Source organism: Edwardsiella tarda ATCC 15947 = NBRC 105688 (assembly GCF_003113495.2).
GTDB lineage: Bacteria > Pseudomonadota > Gammaproteobacteria > Enterobacterales > Enterobacteriaceae > Edwardsiella > Edwardsiella tarda.
Map to the genome: position 1 here is coordinate 3,047,310 of NZ_CP084506.1, position 20,187 is coordinate 3,067,496.

The 20,187-nt window shown below is 57.3% G+C and carries 22 protein-coding genes; 9 read left to right on the top strand and 13 right to left on the bottom strand.

Annotated elements, in window-relative coordinates; translation table 11 throughout:
* Positions 1–3 precede the first annotated feature (3 nt).
* The 7 genes from lptB to rnk all read left to right on the top strand — a co-directional run bounded on the left by lptB (position 4) and on the right by rnk (position 5,042).
* Complete coding sequence (gene lptB / locus DCL27_RS14105) at positions 4–729, top strand: LPS export ABC transporter ATP-binding protein (RefSeq protein ID WP_005281703.1); 726 nt, start codon at positions 4–6, stop codon at positions 727–729.
* 126 nt (positions 730–855) lie between these two features.
* On the top strand, positions 856–2,325 hold the full coding sequence (rpoN, locus tag DCL27_RS14110) for an RNA polymerase factor sigma-54 (protein ID WP_005281701.1): 1,470 nt from the start codon (positions 856–858) through the stop codon (positions 2,323–2,325).
* A gap of 21 nt (positions 2,326–2,346) precedes the next feature.
* Positions 2,347–2,634, top strand: a complete 288-nt coding sequence (gene hpf, locus DCL27_RS14115) for a ribosome hibernation promoting factor (RefSeq protein ID WP_024524583.1) — start codon at positions 2,347–2,349, stop codon at positions 2,632–2,634.
* A gap of 117 nt (positions 2,635–2,751) precedes the next feature.
* Positions 2,752–3,216 (top strand): PTS IIA-like nitrogen regulatory protein PtsN, encoded by a 465-nt coding sequence (gene ptsN, locus DCL27_RS14120; protein ID WP_005281697.1) that lies wholly within the window; start codon positions 2,752–2,754, stop codon positions 3,214–3,216.
* A 107-nt stretch (positions 3,217–3,323) separates the two neighbouring features.
* Positions 3,324–4,175: an RNase adapter RapZ gene (gene rapZ / locus DCL27_RS14125; RefSeq protein WP_005281696.1), complete on the top strand. Its 852-nt coding sequence runs from the start codon at positions 3,324–3,326 to the stop codon at positions 4,173–4,175.
* 7 nt (positions 4,176–4,182) lie between these two features.
* Positions 4,183–4,455, top strand: coding sequence for a PTS phosphocarrier protein NPr (npr, locus tag DCL27_RS14130; RefSeq protein ID WP_005281695.1), 273 nt, complete (start codon positions 4,183–4,185; stop codon positions 4,453–4,455).
* 176 nt (positions 4,456–4,631) lie between these two features.
* Positions 4,632–5,042, top strand: a complete 411-nt coding sequence (gene rnk / locus DCL27_RS14135; RefSeq protein ID WP_035597411.1) for a nucleoside diphosphate kinase regulator — start codon at positions 4,632–4,634, stop codon at positions 5,040–5,042.
* Between the two features lie 30 nt (positions 5,043–5,072).
* Here rnk and DCL27_RS14140 read toward each other — a convergent pair whose 3' ends face one another.
* From DCL27_RS14140 to deoC, 6 genes are all read right to left on the bottom strand, one after another.
* Positions 5,073–5,588 (bottom strand): cytochrome b/b6 domain-containing protein, encoded by a 516-nt coding sequence (locus DCL27_RS14140; protein ID WP_035597413.1) that lies wholly within the window; start codon positions 5,586–5,588, stop codon positions 5,073–5,075.
* Between the two features lie 5 nt (positions 5,589–5,593).
* Positions 5,594–5,980 carry a cytochrome b562 gene (cybC, locus tag DCL27_RS14145; protein WP_035597415.1) on the bottom strand — a complete coding sequence of 129 codons (387 nt, stop codon included), beginning with the start codon at positions 5,978–5,980 and terminating at the stop codon, positions 5,594–5,596.
* 213 nt (positions 5,981–6,193) lie between these two features.
* Positions 6,194–6,919 carry a purine-nucleoside phosphorylase gene (deoD, locus tag DCL27_RS14150; protein ID WP_005281692.1) on the bottom strand — a complete coding sequence of 242 codons (726 nt, stop codon included), beginning with the start codon at positions 6,917–6,919 and terminating at the stop codon, positions 6,194–6,196.
* Between the two features lie 67 nt (positions 6,920–6,986).
* Positions 6,987–8,210, bottom strand: a complete 1,224-nt coding sequence (gene deoB / locus DCL27_RS14155; protein ID WP_005281691.1) for a phosphopentomutase — start codon at positions 8,208–8,210, stop codon at positions 6,987–6,989.
* A gap of 98 nt (positions 8,211–8,308) precedes the next feature.
* Positions 8,309–9,631, bottom strand: coding sequence for a thymidine phosphorylase (gene deoA / locus DCL27_RS14160; RefSeq protein WP_035597418.1), 1,323 nt, complete (start codon positions 9,629–9,631; stop codon positions 8,309–8,311).
* Positions 9,632–9,737: 106 nt separating this feature from the next.
* The gene (gene deoC / locus DCL27_RS14165; RefSeq protein ID WP_005295773.1) at positions 9,738–10,517 is read right to left on the bottom strand and encodes a deoxyribose-phosphate aldolase; all 780 of its coding nucleotides are present in this window, start codon (positions 10,515–10,517) and stop codon (positions 9,738–9,740) included.
* Positions 10,518–10,924: 407 nt separating this feature from the next.
* Between deoC and DCL27_RS14170 the strand changes: the two genes are divergently transcribed.
* Positions 10,925–12,475, top strand: coding sequence for a YjjI family glycine radical enzyme (locus DCL27_RS14170; RefSeq protein WP_035597421.1), 1,551 nt, complete (start codon positions 10,925–10,927; stop codon positions 12,473–12,475).
* A complete protein-coding gene (locus tag DCL27_RS14175) occupies positions 12,447–13,310 on the top strand; it encodes a YjjW family glycine radical enzyme activase (protein ID WP_005295777.1) in 864 nt (287 codons plus the stop codon). The genes DCL27_RS14170 and DCL27_RS14175 overlap by 29 nt, the downstream gene beginning before the upstream one ends.
* A gap of 61 nt (positions 13,311–13,371) precedes the next feature.
* On the opposite strand, the gene tnpA is transcribed toward DCL27_RS14175, so the two are convergent.
* From tnpA to DCL27_RS14210, 7 genes are all read right to left on the bottom strand, one after another.
* Positions 13,372–13,809, bottom strand: a complete 438-nt coding sequence (gene tnpA / locus DCL27_RS14180) for an IS200/IS605 family transposase (RefSeq protein WP_115377641.1) — start codon at positions 13,807–13,809, stop codon at positions 13,372–13,374.
* A 175-nt stretch (positions 13,810–13,984) separates the two neighbouring features.
* Positions 13,985–15,250 carry a NupC/NupG family nucleoside CNT transporter gene (locus DCL27_RS14185; RefSeq protein WP_172953290.1) on the bottom strand — a complete coding sequence of 422 codons (1,266 nt, stop codon included), beginning with the start codon at positions 15,248–15,250 and terminating at the stop codon, positions 13,985–13,987.
* 305 nt (positions 15,251–15,555) lie between these two features.
* A complete protein-coding gene (locus DCL27_RS14190; protein WP_005281685.1) occupies positions 15,556–16,347 on the bottom strand; it encodes a metal-dependent hydrolase in 792 nt (263 codons plus the stop codon).
* A complete protein-coding gene (locus DCL27_RS14195) occupies positions 16,344–17,360 on the bottom strand; it encodes a patatin-like phospholipase family protein (RefSeq protein ID WP_035600570.1) in 1,017 nt (338 codons plus the stop codon). The genes DCL27_RS14190 and DCL27_RS14195 overlap by 4 nt, the downstream gene beginning before the upstream one ends.
* 224 nt (positions 17,361–17,584) lie before the next feature.
* Complete coding sequence (gene prfC / locus DCL27_RS14200; RefSeq protein ID WP_035600572.1) at positions 17,585–19,174, bottom strand: peptide chain release factor 3; 1,590 nt, start codon at positions 19,172–19,174, stop codon at positions 17,585–17,587.
* Positions 19,175–19,370: 196 nt separating this feature from the next.
* Positions 19,371–19,817: a ribosomal protein S18-alanine N-acetyltransferase gene (gene rimI, locus DCL27_RS14205; protein ID WP_035600575.1), complete on the bottom strand. Its 447-nt coding sequence runs from the start codon at positions 19,815–19,817 to the stop codon at positions 19,371–19,373.
* Complete coding sequence (locus DCL27_RS14210) at positions 19,777–20,187, bottom strand: DNA polymerase III subunit psi (RefSeq protein ID WP_005281680.1); 411 nt, start codon at positions 20,185–20,187, stop codon at positions 19,777–19,779. The genes rimI and DCL27_RS14210 overlap by 41 nt, the downstream gene beginning before the upstream one ends.

Genomic DNA, 20,187 nt, shown 5'->3' on the forward strand with positions numbered 1-20,187 from the left:
GTTATGGCACGATTAATTGCGCAAAACCTGGCCAAATCCTATAAAGGGCGTCGGGTGGTAGAAAACGTCAGTCTGACGGTTAACTCCGGCGAGATCGTCGGTCTGCTCGGTCCGAACGGTGCCGGCAAGACCACCACCTTCTATATGGTGGTCGGGATCGTACCGCGCGATGCGGGTAACATCATCATCGACGACGAGGATATCAGTCTACTGCCATTGCATGCCCGCGCCCGACGCGGCATCGGCTATCTACCGCAGGAGGCCTCGATTTTCCGCCGCCTCAGCGTCTATGATAACCTGATGGCCGTGTTGGAGATCCGCGACGATCTGGATGCCAATCAGCGCGCCGATCGCGCCGATGAGTTGTTGGAAGAGTTCCACATCGCCCATCTGCGTGAGAATCTCGGGCAATCACTCTCTGGCGGTGAACGGCGTCGTGTGGAGATCGCCCGCGCGCTGGCGGCCAATCCTAAGTTTATTTTGCTAGACGAACCCTTTGCTGGGGTCGACCCGATCTCGGTCATCGACATCAAGAAGATCATCGAACACCTGCGCGATCGTGGGTTGGGCGTGCTGATCACTGACCATAACGTGCGCGAAACGCTGGACGTGTGTGAGCGTGCCTATATCGTCAGCCAGGGTAACTTAATCGCCCATGGCTCCCCCAGTGAGATTCTGGAAAACGAACAGGTGAAACGCGTCTATCTGGGTGAAGAGTTCCGCTTGTAACGGGCACGACACCTGGCGGATACGCGGGTGTCGGGGCGTTGCGGCTCTTTACATTCTCGCCGCAGGAGGCCCCCGCGTCTCCCTCCGGCCACCACTGTCTGCAATCAAGGAACAGAACGCGCGATTATGAAGCAAGGCTTGCAACTCAGACTCAGCCAGCAGTTGGCCATGACGCCCCAACTGCAACAGGCCATTCGCCTGTTGCAGCTCTCGACGCTGGAGTTACAGCAAGAGATCCAGCAGGCGTTGGAAAGCAATCCTCTGCTGGAACAACTGGATCCCAATGAGGAAGCCGGCGACGACGGCGTCGTTCGCGAGAATACACAGGAGGATGTCGTCACACGCGATGATGCCGATCCACTGGATAGCCGCGAGGCGTTGGAGCAACGTGAGATGCCGGACGAGCTGCCGCTGGATGCCAGCTGGGACGAGATCTATACCGCTGGCACCCCCTCAGGCACGGGAACGGATTATCATGACGACGAGTTACCCGTGTTTCAGGGAGAGACGACCCAAACGCTGCAGGACTATCTGATGTGGCAGGTCGAACTGACCCCCTTCAGTGATACCGATCTGGCCATCGCTACCGCCATCGTCGATGCCGTCGACGATACCGGCTATCTCAGCGCCTCGTTGGAGGAGATCCTCGAGAGTCTGGGGGACGATCGCGTCCTACCGGAGGAGATCGAGGCCGTCCTCAAGCGCATCCAACGTTTTGATCCGGTCGGTGTCGCCGCGCGTGATCTGCGCGACTGCCTACTGGTCCAGCTCTCGCAATTCGCCGACGACACCCCCTATCTTAACGAGGCACGTAGCATCGTCGATCGCCACCTCGATCTGTTGGGTAATCACGATTTCCGAAATCTGATGCGTTCGACTAAGCTAAAAGAAGAGGTGCTCAAGGCGGCGATGCAACTGATCCAGAGCCTCGACCCGCGGCCGGGACTCTCCATCAATACCGGCGAGTCTGACTATGTCATCCCCGACGTGCTGGTGCATAAACATCAGGAACGCTGGGTGGTTGAGCTCAATCAGGACAGCGTCCCGCGCCTGCGTATCAACCAACATTACGCCGCGCTGGGCACTCAGGCGCGTAACGACAGCGACAGCCAGTTCATTCGCAGCAATCTGCAAGAGGCGAAGTGGCTGATCAAGAGTCTAGAGAGCCGTAACGATACCCTGCTGAAGGTGTCGCGTTGCATCGTGGAGCAGCAGCAAGCGTTCTTCGAGCACGGGCCGGAGGCGATGAAGCCGATGGTGCTGGCAGATATCGCTCAACAGGTCGAAATGCACGAGTCGACGATCTCACGCGTGACTACGCAGAAGTTTCTGCACAGCCCGCGCGGAATCTTTGAACTGAAATATTTCTTCTCCAGCCATGTCAGCACCGAGGACGGCGGCGAGGCCTCTTCCACGGCCATCCGAGCGCTGGTGAAGAAACTGATCGCGGCAGAAAATCCGGCGAAGCCGCTGAGTGATAGCAAACTTACCACTCTCTTGGCGGATCAGGGTATCATGGTCGCCCGGCGTACTGTCGCAAAATACCGAGAGTCTTTGTCCATTCCACCGTCCAATCAGCGTAAACAGCTGGTGTGACTAACCGAGAAGGAAGACATGATGCAGCTCAATATTACTGGACACCATCTTGAAATTACTGACGCTATTCGTCAGTTTGTTAGCGAGAAATTTGCCAAACTTGAGCAGTATTTTGACCGGATCAATCAGGTCAACGTCACCCTCAGTATTGAAAAGGTCGATCACATCGCCGAAGCGACGGTGTTTATCAATGGTGGCGAGCTGCACGCCTCCGCCGAGCAGGAAGACATGTATGCCGCCATTGATGTGCTGATAGATAAACTGGCGCGCCAGTTGAATAAACATAAAGATAAACTAAAACAACATTAACACTGCCTTCAGGCTGGCATGCCAGCCTAGCGACCGACGGCCTGCCCTCCGGGACAGGCCGTTTAAGCCTTTAAGGCAGCGGTCGAGGCACACAGCAGCTTTTTTTGAAAAAACACCATGAGTAATGACTTAACTATGCCTTTAAGCGTCGTGCTGACTCCGGAATGCACACGCAACGCCGTCCACTGTGCCAGCAAGAAACGTGTGCTGGAGATCATCAGCGAGCTGGCTGCCGCCCAACTCAACCTGCCGACTCAGGTGGTGTTCGACGCCATTCTGACACGAGAACGCATGGGGAGCACCGGGATCGGCAATGGGATCGCCATTCCCCATGGCAAGCTTGAGGAGGATACCCTGCGAGCCATCGCCGTCTTTATCCACCTCGATCAACCCATCAACTTCGACGCCATCGATAATCAACCCGTCGATCTGTTATTCGCGCTTCTGGTACCGGCCGATCAGTGTAAAACCCATCTGCAGACACTCTCTCTGATGGCACAGAAACTGGCGGATAAGAGCGTGTGTCGTCGCCTACGCGCGGCACAAAGCGATGACGAGCTATACCAGATCATCACCGAGTGATCCGACCTGGCGGATGCCATGCTATCTCTGGCCACCCGAGCTTGATAGTATGAATCACAGGCAGGTGATAACGAGCCAGGTAATAACAACAACAGGGGAGTAGTCATATGGTGCTGATGATTGTCAGCGGCCGTTCCGGCTCAGGGAAATCCGTGGCCTTACGTGCCTTGGAGGATATGGGGTTTTACTGCGTCGATAATCTACCGGTCGAGCTACTGCCCGATCTGGCGCGTACGCTGGCTACCCGTGAAACCTCGGCGGCGGTTAGTATCGACGTGCGTAACATGCCTGAGTCACCGGAAGTGCTGGATAAGGCGATGAACAATCTGCCTGAGAGCTTCTCTCCCCAGTTGCTATTTCTCGACGCCGATCGCAACACATTAATCCGCCGTTACAGCGATACCCGACGCCTACATCCATTATCAAGCAAGAATCTGTCACTGGAGTACGCCATCGATCAGGAGAACGAGCTGCTGGAGCCCCTGCGCTCACGCGCCGATCTGATCATCGATACTTCGGAGATGTCGGTGCATGAGCTGGCAGAAATGCTACGTGCCCGGCTGCTGGGTAAACGCGAGCGTGAGCTGACGATGGTGTTTGAATCCTTCGGCTTCAAGCACGGTATTCCCATCGATGCCGACTATGTCTTCGACGTGCGTTTCCTGCCGAATCCACACTGGGATCCCAAGCTACGCCCGATGACCGGCCTGGATAAACCGGTGGCGGCTTTCCTCGACCGCCACACCGAGGTGCATAACTTCATCTATCAGACCCGCAGCTATTTAGAGCAGTGGCTGCCGGCGCTGGAGAACAACAACCGTAGCTACCTAACCGTCGCCATCGGCTGTACCGGCGGCAAGCATCGCTCGGTCTATGTCGCCGAGCAACTGGCCGACTACTTCCGCTCGCGCGGCAAGAACGTGCAGTCACGCCATCGTACACTAGAGAAACGCAAATAGGCCGGCCATGAGCGTGAGACAAACTGTCGAAATAAAGAACCGTCTGGGGATGCACGCCCGCCCGGCGATGAAACTATTCGAGCTGGTGCAAGAGTTCGATGCCACCGTCACCCTGCGTAATGAAAATGGCGTCGAGGCCGAGGCCAACAGCGTCATCGCATTACTGATGCTGGACTCGGCACAAGGCGGCCAGATCGAAATCCAAGCCTCGGGTGCGGATGAACAGCAGGCGTTGGAGGCGGTTGTCTCCCTCTTTAACGCCGGCTTCGACGAAGAATAATCTTCTGCCGTCTGGCAGGTGATCACTCGCCGATTTGTGAGCTCGCTCTCTTTAAAACCCTGAGTGAGCTTACTATGATCGTCAAGGTGCGACCCTCACCGCCCATGCCGGGACGGTGAGGGTTTTATTTTGTGACGAGACAGGACGCAACGCTGCGTCACATCATGGAGAGAATCATGTCCCGACCTGCGATTATCATCAATGAATTGGACGCGGAACGCCTCGACAGGCTATTAGAACGCCCAGAGTTCGCTAACCAACCCATCGCCCAGGCATTAAATGAAGAGCTTGATCGCGCACAGTTGCTGGCACCTGAAGCCATGCCGACCGATGTCGTCACCATGAACAGCCGGGTGCGCTTCCGCGATTTAAGCAGTAACGAAGAACATGTTCGTACTCTGATCTATCCCCATCTACCGAACGACGCAGAGGATGGCCTGTCGGTGATGGCGCCGATCGGTGCGGCACTACTCGGCCTACGCGTCGGCGACGCTATCCGTTGGCACTTACCCAACGGCAGCCAGACGCATATCGAAGTCTTGGCGTTGCTGTATCAGCCCGAAGCGGCCGGTGAGTTACACCGATAAGCGCGGCCAGCCGGAAACGGCTGGCCGACCTCATTCATCCAGCCCGTACCGACGCCCCGGCAACATGGCGGCGATCAGATTACGACGTAGCCAGACTGACATGGCGATCACCGCCAGGACATGCACGCAGACCACCGCCGTCAACGCCTCGATTAACCAGAGATGCCACAGGTCTAGCGGCCAGCGCCAAGCCAACGCGCTCCCCTGCCCCCAGCCCGTCAAGGCGATAGACAACAGTAGCAACCACGTTAGCCAGATGCCGATGGCGCCTAACGGATTATGGTGCAGGGTCTGCGGCACCGTTCGACTACGCAGCTCGCGTAAATGCTGTATCAGGCTGTGCGGCGTTGGGATGAAGGCCGATAGGCGCGCGGGGCCGCGTGCGAATGTCACGCCCCACAGCAAGCGTAACAGCACCAGCCCTGCCACCGTCAACCCGATACCCCGATGCCAAAGGCTACCAGGGACCGTCAGATACAGACGATTAAGCAGGAAGCCCAGAGCCACGCTCCAGTGCCTCAGGCGGACGACCGCATCCCAACGCATCAGGCTTAACGATACTTTCTATGGTAGGTATTGCGAGTTTGCAACATCTGTTGCGCCTCGCTCTTGGCTTGATCCAACTGGCCGGCATCCGCCAGTTTCTCGGCCTTATCGATCTGACCGATCAAGATATCCAAGCCATGGCGATAATCTTTCATCTCTGCGCTATCGGCCGCCTGCCCCTGCAACTTAGGCGGTGTCTCGCTCTTAGCGGCCTCGGCGGCGCTACGCATCGCCGTCAACGCCTGTTTAAAATCCTGCGCCGTCGTGGCTTGCTGCGCCTGACGGTAATTCAGGTTAATGCTGTCCATGTCTTCGCTCAAGCTCGCCGCCTGAACCCATGCGCTGCTCGCCATCATCGCCAAGCCCGCCAAGGCCAATACTGTCTTCCGCATCTCTCTTCCCCACGTTTTATTAACATTTAGTCACGCTATTAAACATAATAAGGATAGGGAAAAGAGGCAAGCGCCGACACGACACAATCTATGCGGTATGACCTATCATTGCGAAAGATATAAAAAACTAGCGCTCACGCTAGCCGTTTAAAACGGTCAATAAAAAAGGGGCCATACGGCCCCTTAATACAGGATTTATCACCGACAAGCGTCTTATGCTTGTTCTTTATCGCCCAGCAGAACGGATTCCAACGCGATCTCGATCATGTCGTTGAAGGTCGTCTGACGCTCGGCAGAACTGGTCTGCTCGTGGGTACGGATATGGTCGGATACGGTACAGATAGTCAGCGCCTTAGCACCAAACTCGGCGGCCACGCCGTAAATCCCCGCCGCTTCCATCTCGACACCCAGGATGCCGTACTTCTCCATCACGTCGAACATCGTCGGATCCGGGGAGTAGAACAGATCGGCGGAGAACAGGTTACCGACGCGCACATCGATGCCCTTCGCCTTGGCGGCATCAGCGGCATTACGCACCATGTCAAAGTCAGCGATGGCGGCAAAGTCCTGGTCTTTAAAGCGCAGGCGGTTCACCTTAGAGTCGGTGCAGGCGCCCATACCGATCACGACGTCGCGCAGCTTAACGTCCATGCGTACCGCGCCACAGGAGCCCACACGGATGATTTTCTTCACACCGAAGTCGGTGATCAGCTCTTTGGCATAGATGGAACAGGAGGGGATCCCCATGCCGTGGCCCATCACAGAGATCTTGCGCCCCTTATAGGTCCCGGTAAAGCCCAGCATACCGCGGACGTTGTTTACCTGGCGAACATCCTGCAAAAAGGTTTCTGCGATATGTTTCGCCCGCAGCGGATCGCCCGGCATCAAAACGACGTCGGCGAAATCACCCATTTCAGCATTAATGTGCGGCGTAGCCATAAGTTTAATCCTTCTCTTTAACGCAATAGACGGGAAAACGCCACCCAACAGGGGGTGGCGTTAATAATTAAAACATCGGTTTACCGTAAGCCATCGGCGACAGACCGAAATACTGAGCCACCGTCTGGCCAATATCGGCAAACGTATCACGCTCACCGAGGGAGCCCGGTTTGACCTTCGGGCCGTAAACCAGTACCGGAATATGCTCACGTGTATGATCGCTGCCGTGCCAGGTCGGATCGCAACCGTGGTCGGCGGTCAGGATCAGAATGTCATCCGGCTGCACCAGCGCCAACATCTCCGGCAGGCGACGGTCGAATAGCTCCAGCGCCGCGGCATAACCGGCGACATCGCGACGGTGGCCGTAGGAGGAGTCAAAGTCGACGAAGTTGGTGAAGACGATAGTATCGTCCCCCGCCTGACGCATCTCCTGTAAGGTCGCGTCGAACAGCGCATCGATGCCGGTCGCCTTCACCTTCTTGGTGATACCCACATTGGCATAGATGTCGGCGATCTTACCGATGGAGACCACCTCGCCCTGCTTCTCATCCACCAGCTTCTTCAGCATGGTCGGTGCCGGCGGCTCTACCGCCAAATCGTGACGGTTACCGGTACGCTGGAACTGACCAGGTTTATCACCGATAAACGGCCGCGCGATGACGCGCCCGATGTTATAGCCACCTTTGGTCAGCTCATCGCGCGCAATCTCGCACAATTCATACAGTCTTTCCAGCCCGAATGTCTCTTCATGGCAGGCAATCTGGAATACCGAGTCGGCAGAAGTATAGAAAATCGGCTTGCCGCTACGCATGTGCTCCTCGCCCAGCTCATCGAGGATCACGGTGCCAGAGGCGTGGCAGTTACCCAGGTAGCCCGGCAGGTTAGCGCGCTCAACCAGGGTATCCAGCAGTGCCTGCGGGAAGCTGTTCTGATGCTCGTGGAAGTAACCCCAATCGAACAGCACCGGCACGCCCGCGATTTCCCAATGGCCTGACGGCGTATCTTTACCGGAGGAGAGCTCGTTGGCATAACCATAAGCGCCGATGATCTCCGCGTTTTCGTCTAACCCCTCAGGGAAGCGTCCGGTGGACTCTTGGGCAGCTTTGCCCAGCCCCAGACGGCACAGGTTGGGCAGATGCAGCGGTCCTTTACGCCCGATGTCAGCCTCACCGCGAGCGCACGCACTGGCGATGTGTCCCAGGGTATCGGCCCCTTCGTCACCAAAGCGTTGCGCATCCTTGGCCGCACCAATGCCAAAGGAATCCAGAACCATGATAAATGCACGTTTCATCTTACTCTCCCGCGCTTACGCGCCAAGCGCCCGCCCGGCGTCTCGAGACGCACGAACGGGCCAAAATCATCAGACTCGGTTTGCTATTGGCTTAACCTCTACTGGGTGATACGGCGATACACCACCGGCGTCGCTTCAGGCGCATGTTCGCCCAGCGTCACCGCCGCCCGCACCGCCTCGGCGGCCTGTTGCCAGCTCGTCTCATCGCGAGCATGCACCACGGCCAACGGACGCTGCGCGTCTACCTTATCGCCCAGGCGAACCATCTCAGTCAGCCCCACGCTGTAATCAATGCTATCGCTGGCCTGGCGACGACCGCCACCCAGACCGACGACGGACATTCCCAGCGCCCGAGTATCCATCGCCGTGATAATACCAGTTTGTTCCGCAAATACCGGCTTACTCAACACGGCCTGCGGCAGATAGCGGTCATAATGCTCAATGAAGTCAAGCGGCCCCCCCTGTGCGGCTACCATGCGCCCGAAGACCTCGGCCGCCTTGCCATTATCCAGGACTGCCTGCAGCTTACTGCGAGCCTCATCCTGATCGGCGGCTAACTTACCGGAGATCAACATCTCGACACACAGCGCCATGGTCACCTCGAACAGGCGCGGGTTACGGGCTTCGCCCGTCAGGAACTGTACCGCTTCACGCACCTCCAACGCATTACCTGCGCTGGAAGCCAGCACCTGGTTCATGTCGGTCAGCAACGCCGTCGTACGGCAGCCAGCCCCATTAGCCACCCCAACGATAGCCTCGGCCAACGCGGCAGATAGCTCGAAAGTCGGCATGAAGGCGCCAGAGCCGACCTTCACGTCCATCACCAAGGCATCCAACCCCTCCGCCAGTTTCTTCGCCAAAATCGAGGCGGTGATCAGCGGAATGGAGTCCACGGTGGCCGTGATATCGCGTGTCGCATAGAAACGCTTATCTGCCGGTGCCAGTGAGGTAGTCTGCCCGATAATCGCGACGCCGACATCAGCAATAATGCTACGGAAACGACTATCGTCCGGGAAGATATCGAAGCCTGGTATAGATTCTAGCTTATCCAGCGTACCGCCAGTATGTCCCAAGCCACGCCCGGAGATCATCGGCACATAACCGCCGCAGGCCGCGACCATCGGCCCCAGCATCAATGAGGTAACGTCACCCACGCCCCCCGTCGAATGCTTATCGACGATCGGGCCATTCAGATGCAGTGCGCGCCAATCCAACACGCTCCCTGAGTCACGCATCGCCATGGTCAAGGCGACACGCTCTGCCATCGTCATATCATGAAAAAAGATGGTCATCGCCAGCGCGGCGATCTGCCCTTCCGAAACGGTGTTATCCCGGATACCATTGACGAAGAAGCGGATCTCCTCCTCGCTCAATGCGTGGCCGTCGCGCTTTTTACGAATAATTTCTTGTGCTAGAAACAAGGTAACCCCCTGTTAAGCCGATTGTTAGAGTGGGATCGTCTACGCGATCCCTCAGAGGTAAAAGCTGTTCATCGTGATCAGGCCGCCGCAGCGACCTGAATGGGCATCAGTAGCTGCTACCGGTACCCTTGGCGTCATAACCCAAGGTCTGTAGCAAGCTGGCCAGCAGGCTAGAGGCACCGAAGCGGAAATGGCGGCTATCGGCCCAGCCCTCACCCAACAGACGATCGGCGAGTGCCAGGTATTGTGCGGCATCTTCCGCCGTACGCACGCCACCGGCAGGCTTGAAGCCGACGCTCTGTGCCACACCCATGTCACGGATCACGCTCATCATGATCTCCGCGCTCTCCAGGGTCGCATTGACCGGTACCTTACCCGTCGAGGTCTTGATAAAGTCGGCGCCGGCCTTGATAGAGATTTCTGAGGCCTTGCGGATCAGGGCTTCTTCTTTCAGCTCACCGGTTTCGATGATCACTTTCAGCAGTACGTTAGCCGCGGCACAGGCCTCTTTACAGGCTTTCACCAGATCGAAGCCCACCTGCTCATTCCCCGCCATGAATGCACGATACGGGAAGACCACATCCACTTCGTCGGCGCCATAGGCGATCGCCGCACGGGTTTCCGCCAGCGCGATTTCGATATCATCATTGCCGTGTGGGAAGTTGGTCACCGTCGCGATGCGGACTTCAGGCGTTCCTTGTTCACGCAGGGTCTTACGCGCGATCGGAATGAAGCGAGGGTAAATACATACCGCGGCAGTGGTGCCCGCCGGGCTTTTAGCCTGATGACACAGCGCGATCACCTTCTCATCGGTATCGTTGTCATTCAGGGTAGTGAGATCCATCAGGCGCAGTGCGCGCTGAGCGGCAGTTTGTAACTCGGTCATAATACTCTCCAACTGGCTGAACGCGGCCCATGCCGGTTCAATCAAAAAAAACGGGGACGGAGGTGCTAACGGTCTACACCGTCAAGTTATCCCACACGTTGGCGAGCGGACTTGGTTCCCTGAAGAGACACCCGGATGCGCCGGATGACACTGAGATCCTTCTCACCGCACAAAGCCCTTCTGGTGTGATGATTTGAACACAAAACCTCCGTCATATTTGTGTTCAATGTCACATTAGATGAAAATCCAAATGCAACATTATCGATACATATGCGATGGCGATCACAAATAGCTCGCAATTATTATCCTGGTGATCCATAAACTCAGTCAGCTGCGAGGCGGATCAATCCTCTCCTGCCCACTTATTCGTAATCTGGTTGCCATCACCATCATTAACGGTTGCAACTATGTCTGAGATCATCGATAGCACACTACGCCAACGCGGCATGGCCATCGCCTGCGATCCCCACCTCTCTCCCGAACAGAAGCGCCACTTCTTAGCGCTGGAGGCGGAAAATCACCTGCCCTATCCACCCCTGCCCGACGATGCTCGGCAGGCGTTGGAGGAAGGCGTCATCTGTGACATGTTTGAAGGCCATGCCCCCTACAAGCCACGTTACGTGTTGCCGGACTACGCCCGTTTCCTCGCTCAAGGCTCGACTTGGCTGGAGCTCGAACCGGCGCAAGACTTCGATGACGCCCTCGCCATGCTGGTTATTCTGTATCACCATGTCCCATCCGTCACATCCATGCCGGTATTTTTGGGGCATTTAGATCAACTATTACTACCGTATGTTGGAATTTTAACAGAAAACGAATTATATATCCGTATAAAACGATTTTGGCGTTATCTGGATCGCACTTTTCCCGATGCCTTTATGCATGCCAACCTGGGGCCGTCGGATAACCTGTTAACACGCCTCTTCTTACGCGTCGACGCCGAGCTCGCGCAGGTCACGCCCAATCTAACGCTCCTCTACCATCCCGACCTCACCTCCAACGCCTGTCTACAACACGCCATCGAGAACATCTGTCACTGCGCCAAGCCACATATCGCCAATGCCGCGCTACATGATAAGATCTTCACAGCGGGCGGCTATGGCATCGTCAGTTGTTATAATTCACTGCCACTGGCTGGGGGCGGCAGTACGCTGGTGCGCCTGAACCTAAAAGAGGTCGCGCTACGTAGCCAAGGGGAAGAGGACTTCTTTCAACGTACCCTGCCCGATTACTGCCAACGGCAAATCGCCATCCTCAACGCCCGCGCCGACTTCCTGTTCGAATGCTCTCACTTCTTTAGCCAGAGTTTCCTGGTACGAGAGGGGCTGATCGATCCGGCACGTTTCGTGCCAATGTTCGGTATCTTCGCCCTCGCCGAGGCGGTCGAGATCCTTACTCAGCAGGCGGGAACGGCGCTGCACTATGGCCAAGATGCACAGGCCAATGCCTTGGCTTACCGCATCAGCGCCTGGCTCGCGGATTTTGTCGAGACGACACCCCTGCGCCACGCCTGGCGGCAGCATGCCCTACTGCATGCTCAATCGGGCATCAGCAGCGATCGCGGTACTACCCCCGGAGCTCGCCTGCCCTACGGTCAAGAACCGGATCCCGTCAGCCACCTGCTGACTGTCGCCCCGCATCATGCCTATTACCCCGCCGGCATCAGCGATATCCTGACGCTGGATCCCACCGTGCAAAGTAATCCCCAGGCACTGATGCAACTCTGCCTGGGCGCCTTTTCCGTCGGGATGCGTGAGTTCACCGCCAACGTTGCGGGTAGCGAATTGGTACGCGTCACGGGCTATATGGTGCGAAAATCCGACCTGGAGCGTTTTCAGCGCGAGGGGTCACGCCTGAATACCACTTGGCTGGCTGAGGAGGCTGCTCGTAATAGCGGCATGTTGGAACGACGCGCACGGGTGATCAGCCATGAGCAGCAGATGCGCTTTAGTCAATAAGCTCCTGCCCTTCTCCTGCGTCGATGGGCCGGGTAGTCGTTTGGTGCTGTTTCTACAGGGCTGTAACCTGCGTTGTCGCAGCTGCCACAATCCTTACACCATCGGCCATTGTAATCACTGCGGCCTCTGCATCGCGACGTGTCCACACCAGGCCCTCAGTCTGTGTGACGGGCGGGTGGTCTGGGATGCGTCTCGCTGCCAGCAGTGCGACACCTGCCTGCAACGTTGCCCGCACCAAGCCAGTCCGATGGCTTTCTCCCTGAGTGTCGAGGAGGTCTTGCTACAGTTACGCCGCCAAGCGCCATTCATCAATGGTCTCACCGTGAGTGGCGGTGAGGCGACGCTGCAGTTACCCTTTCTGCAGGCGTTATTCCAGGCGATTCGGCAAGATCCACTGCTGCAAAGGCTCAATTGCCTGGTCGACAGCAATGGTGAATTGGCAGAGAGTGGTTGGGCGCGACTACTCCCTTGGTGTGATGGCGTCATGGTCGATCTGAAAGCGTGGAGAGACGAGCGACATCGTTGGCTGACCGGGCGCGGCAATCGGCGCATCCTGCAGAGCATCCGCTGGCTAGCCCAGCAACATCGCCTAGCGGAATTACGTCTATTGGTTATCCCACAGTACAGCGACTACCTCGACCACTGTGACGCGCTAGCCGAGTTCATCCTGACGCTCGGTGAAGTCCCCGTACGCCTGAATGCCTTTCACCCCCACGGCGTCTATGGCCCGGCGGCGGCGTGGCGCCGAGCCGATCGGGAAGCGATTGAGCGGCTAGCCGAGGCGTTAGCCGTTCGTGGTGTGACACGCGTGATCCGCCCGGCGCTGTATCTGTAAAAATCCACCTCTTGAAGAGGTGGCTTTAAATGGGGCCCCCTAAAAGGGGGCCTTGTTCGTTTTAATCCTGTAATAACGCCATTTGCTGCTCGTATTCTTGATCTTTCTTATCCTGATGCCTCACGTAGCGTCTGATAATTTCTTCGTTCACTCCAACTGTGTCTGCAAAGTATCCCCTCGCCCAAAAATGATTACCCCACAGCTTCTTTCGTATATGCGGAAACTTGTTGTAGAGACGAATAGCTGTGCGCCCTTTCAGGGCGCCCATCAGCGTTGAGATCGAGAGTTTCGGTGGGATCATCACGACAAGATGAACATGGTCTGTCTGAACATTCAATTCAAGTACCTCACAATCTTTCATATTGCAAAGTATATAAACTGAGCGATAAAGCTCTTTACCTACCGCCCCTGTTAAAACCTTGTAGCGATACTTTGGCGTCCACACCAAGTGATATTTGCAACGCCAGAATACATGTGCTGAACTTCTATAACTGCTCATGTCAGTGATTTCCTTCTTACTTGTGGTGAGTAAGCTGGAATTTTCTGGCATGGGCTTCCTTCAGGCTATAGCCTCACAGGGACAATCACCACCTCCCGAGGAGGTGGTTTAAAGCTGACAATAAAAAAACCACCCCGACCGTGGGCCGGGGTGGTTTTGTCCGTCAAGACGCGACTTACAACGCCAGGAAGAAACCGGCGATGGTCGCGCTCATCAGGTTAGAGAGGGTACCGGCCGCCACGGCGCGCAGGCCGAAACGCGCGATGTCATGGCGACGCTTCGGTGCCATGCTACCTAGCCCACCCAACAGGATCGCGACCGAGGAGAGGTTAGCGAAGCCACACAGGGCAAAAGAGATGATCGCCTTGGTATGCGTCGACAGTACCTGCAGGCCTGCCGCCGCGACATCCGCATCCGGCTTTAAGTATTCGCCGAAATTCATATAGGCCACAAACTCATTAACGATCAGCTTCTGGCCGATGAAAGAGCCGGCAACCTGTGCCTCGCTCCACGGAACACCAATCAGGAAGGCGAGCGGGGAGAATAGCCACCCCAGGATCAGCTCCATAGAGAGCTGCGGGTAGTTAAACCATGCACCGATCCCCCCTAACATGCCATTCAGCAAGGCGATCAAGGCGATAAAGGCCAACAACATTGCGCCGACGTTCAACGCCAACTGCAAACCGGACGCCGCACCCGAGGCCGCAGCATCGATCACGTTAGCCGGACGATCTTCGGCAGCCACCAGCGCACTGGCATCCTCACGGTCATGGGTCTGCTCGGTTTCCGGCACGATCAGCTTAGCGAACAACAGGCCACCCGGCGCCGCCATGAAGGAGGCCGCGATCAGGTACTCCAGCGGTACCCCCATCTGCGCATAACCGGCGAGTACCGAACCGGCGACGGAGGCTAACCCCCCACACATCACCGCGAACAATTCGGATTGCGTCATGGTCGCGACATAGGGACGCACCACCAACGGTGCCTCGGTCTGGCCGACGAAGATGTTGGCCGTCGCCGACAGTGACTCGGTACGAGAAGTCCCCAGCAACTTGTGCAACGCACCGCCCAGGATACGGATCACCAACTGCATGATGCCCAGGTAGTACAACACCGCGATCAGCGAGGAGAAGAAGACGATAACGGGCAAGACGCGCAGGGCAAAGACGAAGCCACCGCCACCGAACATTTCGAACATCTTGTCGGACACTAACCCGCCGAACATGAAGGAAATACCTTGATTGCCATAGGCGATAACGTTTGCTACGCCGCTAGACATCGCCCCCAACATGTCGCGCCCTGCCGGCACGTACAACACGAAGGCGCCGAGGCACACCTGAACCGCAAAGGCACCCGCCACGGTGCGCACTCGAATAGCGCGGCGGTTATTGGAAAGCAGCACGCCGAGTAAGATCAGCGAGACCATTCCCACCACACCCATTAAAAGTTGCATGGTTATTATCCCTGTTGTGTGAGTCTTTGATAAAAGGCTTACACGCCCAATGGCGCAAGCCGTCTCCTGGTGCCAGGCAAAAAACAGGAGGGGGCCCATCGCCGGCGGGCGGATTATAGCGGGGCTATGCGGTTATTTGCGCGCATTGCTCACAAATTTATACAACTTGAAGCAAGTTAAATTGTTAAAAGGTGATGCGTATCACATCATTTACTCGTTTGCGTGTGCAAAAAATCTGCAAAATTAAGGAGGGAGATGACCTCAGCGGCTATCCGCTGATGAATGAGAACCGGTCAGGCGCGTGACGGCAAGCTGAATAACCGTTGCGTATTACGATACAACGCCTCGGCGATCGCCTCGGGAGACTCTGGGCGCAACTGGCAGAGGGCTGCAAAGACACGCGCCAGTTGTTCAGGACGGTTGGCTTGGCCCTGGAAACCCGCCAACGGCATGTCCGGGGCATCGGTCTCCAATACCAAGGCATGCAACGGCAAGGTCGCCATCACGGCACGCGTCTTCTTCGCCCGCTCATAGCTGATGGTGCCGCCGACCCCGATGGCATAACCAAGCCGGACGAAGGCCTCGGCCTGGGAGAGGCTACCGGAAAAGCCATGCACTACACCAGTTCGCGCCAATGGGCGACGGCGCAGTGTCTGCGCCAACAGGTCGTGGCTACGACGCGAGTGTAGGATCACCGGTAGTTCATAGCGTTGGGCTAAGCTGAGCTGCTCCTGCAGCAGCGCTAACTGGCGTGCCGGTTGCTGCACCGGATCATAATGATCTAACCCGATCTCGCCCACGGCGACGATCGCCGGATCGCGCTGCGCCAACGCCAGCTCCAAGCGCGCCACATCCTCATCGCAGTGCTGCTCGACATATAAGGGATGAAGTCCCAAGGCGGCATACAGCATCGGGTGAGCATGGGCCAGCGCCAGCACCTGAGCGAAACGATCGGCGGCGACGCTGGGCACGATGATCGCCTGCACACCCGCCGCACGGGCTCGTTGCAGACTCGCCGACACATCACCGCAGAAGGGGGCGAAGTCGAAGTGACAGTGCGTATCGATCAGGCAGGGCAACGTCATGCCGATACTTCCACTCGCGGCGCATACACCGCAGACGGAACCGCAGCCGGCGTCTGTCGCACCGGGCCATGGGCATGGGCCGGCAACTCACGCGGCAGCAACCAATGGCCGACCGCCGCCAGAAAATAACGGGCACAGCGCCGCCCCAAATGGTAGTCGGTATTCAACGCCGCCACCGTACTACCCAGCGCATGGCTCGCCAAGGGCTTGGGCGGATAGATCTCAAAGATACGCAAGTGACCCGGTGGCTGTTCGATAAAGCGCTGTGTACGACGGTAGCTCTTCTCGTGGTACTGCATCATACGCACCATCTGCTGTAGGCTGCTCTCGCTAAGCAGCGATTCCATCCGCTTGACCCAGCGGGGGGTATAGAACATCTGCGACGGCACGGTACGCACCACCACAATGGTATCCGCCCCCAGACGGTAAGCTTCACGTACCGGAATGGCATCGCTGATGCCGCCATCCTGGTAAGTCTCGCCGTCCAACTCCACGCCACTGCGATAGAAACCGGGAATGGCGCTACTGGCTTTGATCACCTGCAACCAATCGTCACGCCGCGCTGGAAAGTAGGTCGCGCGAAAGTCGTCGCTGCGACTGGCGACCATGTAAAACTGGCGCTGCTGGCCCAGCATGCGTTCGGCCCGCTCAAAGGCCAATGGCATGTCGTGATGGGTTCGATCCACCAGCCAATCGAGATCGATCAGATGCCCACCGCGTACAAAACGCAATGGGTTGAAGAAATCGATGCGGGTGGTATAGCGGGTGATCACTCGCCGGGCATAACCGGGCTGACCGCAGACAAAGGCGGACAGGTTCTGTGCGCCGGCGGAGGTCCCCAGATAGAGATCGAAGGGGTTGAAACGCGCACGCAGAAACTCATCCAAGACACCCGCGGTGAAAATGCCCCGTTGACCGCCCCCCTCGCAGACGAGGGCGATCTTCCCCGGGCGATAAGGCTTATAAGCTAAGGGTTCAATATTTCCCAGGGTAATAGGTATTCGGTATCCCACGTTGCACCTCATCACGACACGATCGAACGGAACGCATGTACCCACGTAGGCACACACTACGTCCATCCGTTAAGCATACCTTGGATAAGGAGACGGAATAAGTCCAGCCAGGCGAGGAAATATTCATATTCTGTCCGCTTTGGCTAACACCGTGTCATCGCGCATAGCACAACGGGCCTGACGGCCCGTTGTATGCATTAAGCGTTCGCCTAGCGGCGAAACGATCAATGTTCGCGCGTCTGGCGGAAACGCACCTCGGGGTAGCGCTCCCGTGTCAGGTTGAGGTTGACCATGGTCGGCGCAATGTAGGCCAGGTTATCGCCGCCATCCAGTGCCAGGTTTTGCTCGTTCTTACGCTGGAAGTCATCGAATTTCTTGGCGTCGTCGCACTCGACCCAGCGGGCGGTAGACACGTTGACCGACTCATAGATCGCCTCGACGTTGTACTCGCTCTTCAGGCGTGCCACCACCACATCGAACTGCAGCACACCGACCGCGCCGACGATCAGATCGTTATTGGTGAGCGGACGGAAGACCTGTACTGCCCCCTCTTCGGAGAGCTGCACCAGCCCCTTCAGCAACTGCTTCTGCTTAAGCGGATCGCGCAAGCGAATACGGCGGAACAGCTCCGGCGCAAAGTTAGGAATACCGGTGAACTTCATCTCTTCACCCTGGGTGAAGGTGTCGCCGATCTGAATGGTGCCATGGTTATGCAGGCCAATGATATCGCCCGGGTAGGCCTCTTCCACATGGGCACGGTCGCCGGCCATAAAGGTCAACGCATCAGAGATCACCACATCCTTACCGGTACGCACCTGGCGCAGCTTCATCCCCTTGTCGTAACGCCCGGAGACCACGCGCATAAAGGCCACACGGTCGCGATGCTTAGGATCCATGTTGGCCTGGATCTTAAATACGAAGCCGCTGAACTTCTCTTCGTCGGCGCTGACTTCGCGCACATCGGTCATCCGCGGCATCGGAGCGGGGGCCCAGGCAACCAGGCCATCCAACATATGATCCACACCGAAGTTACCCAGCGCGGTCCCGAAGAAGACCGGGGTCAGTTGACCGTTGAGGAAGGCCTCCTGTTCGAACTCGGTCGAGGCGCCCTGCACCAACTCCAGCTCTTCGCGCAACTGCGCCGCCAGATCGTCGCCCACCGCCTCGTCCAACTGCGGGTTATCCAATCCCTTAATTACCCGGACTTCTTGGATGGTATGTCCCTTACCGCTCTGATACAGGTAGGTCTCATTCTTATACAGATGGTAGACCCCCTTAAACAGCTTACCGCAGCCGATTGGCCAAGTGATCGGCGCACAGGCGATCTTCAGCTCGTTCTCCACCTCATCCAGCAACTCCATCGGATCGCGGATGTCGCGGTCGAGTTTGTTCATAAACGTCAGGATCGGCGTATCACGCAGACGCGTGACCTCCATCAGCTTACGCGTACGATCCTCGACGCCCTTGGCGGCATCGATCACCATCAGGCAACAGTCCACCGCCGTCAGGGTACGGTAGGTATCTTCGGAGAAGTCTTCGTGCCCCGGGGTGTCCAACAGATTCACCAGGCAGTTGTGATACGGAAACTGCATCACGGAGGTGGTAATCGAGATCCCGCGCTGCTTCTCCATCTCCATCCAGTCAGACTTGGCATGCTGGCTCGATCCTCGGCCCTTGACGGTCCCGGCGACCTGAATCGCCTGTCCGAACAGCAACACTTTTTCGGTGATGGTCGTTTTACCGGCATCGGGGTGCGAGATGATAGCGAAGGTGCGCCGTTTAGCGACCTCGCGAGCGTATTCACTTGGCGACATGATTTTCTGTTCTGTATTTGAGCTGCCCTGCCCGCCGACACGAGCTAACGGCGTCTATCGGTGGGCAACACAGGAGTAAATGGGTCATAAGCGCGCCATTTTCCCTGATTTATCCAGGTTAGACAACGCGCAATTTTCGTAGGCCAATCGCACAGGAGAGGCGAGAAACAGCCGGAGCGAGCCGTCAGAGCCCTCGCTAACCGAGCGGTAACGCCATGATACGCGCATCCTCGCGCCCATCGGCGGTCGGATAATAGTTACGCCGCAGCGACACCTCGTTAAAGCCCAGATCCTGATACAAGGCGATCGCGGGCTGGTTGGAGTCGCGGACTTCCAGCCAGAGGGTCACCACACCCCGATCCGTCAGATCATCGATCAGGCGCAGCAATAACTGGCGCCCCAGCCCTTGACGTTGAAAGGCGGGGGCGACCGCGATATTAAACAGCGTCGCCTCATCCAATACCACCTGGGTGATGGCGAAAGCCGCCAACTGTCCCTGGGACTCCAGCTTCAGATTGTAGTAACGCTCACCCTGGTTACCGACAAAAGTATTACGCGTCCAGGGAAAGGCGTGGCTGGCGCACTCCACGCCGTAGGCGGCGTCAATGTCCGCCGAGGTCAGGGAAGAAATGGTGTTGCTCATGACAAATTTGCTGCCATAGGGCGCGCTTGGCGCCGGGGTTATGATAAAGCGCACTGAGCGCCGAGGTGTGCAGTTGCGCTTCTGCCGGAGCGGCATCGCCCAACCACCAGCAGAGGTAATGCTGGCGCTGGTCCAGCGTCTCATACTGCTCCGGGGTCAGGATCACCGCCTGCTCCGCCGTCAGCGACAGCGCACGCAGAATATCGCACAACAACAGATCATCCGGCGACAAGGGGGCCTGTGACACGATCAATAGCCGTGTCTGGGGCGATGGCGTAATGGCGACCTCGCCACGCAATAGCGACGGACGGCGTAACACCCACTGCGTCACGCCAAGCTGCTGTAAAAGTCGATCGCGTCGCGAAACCAT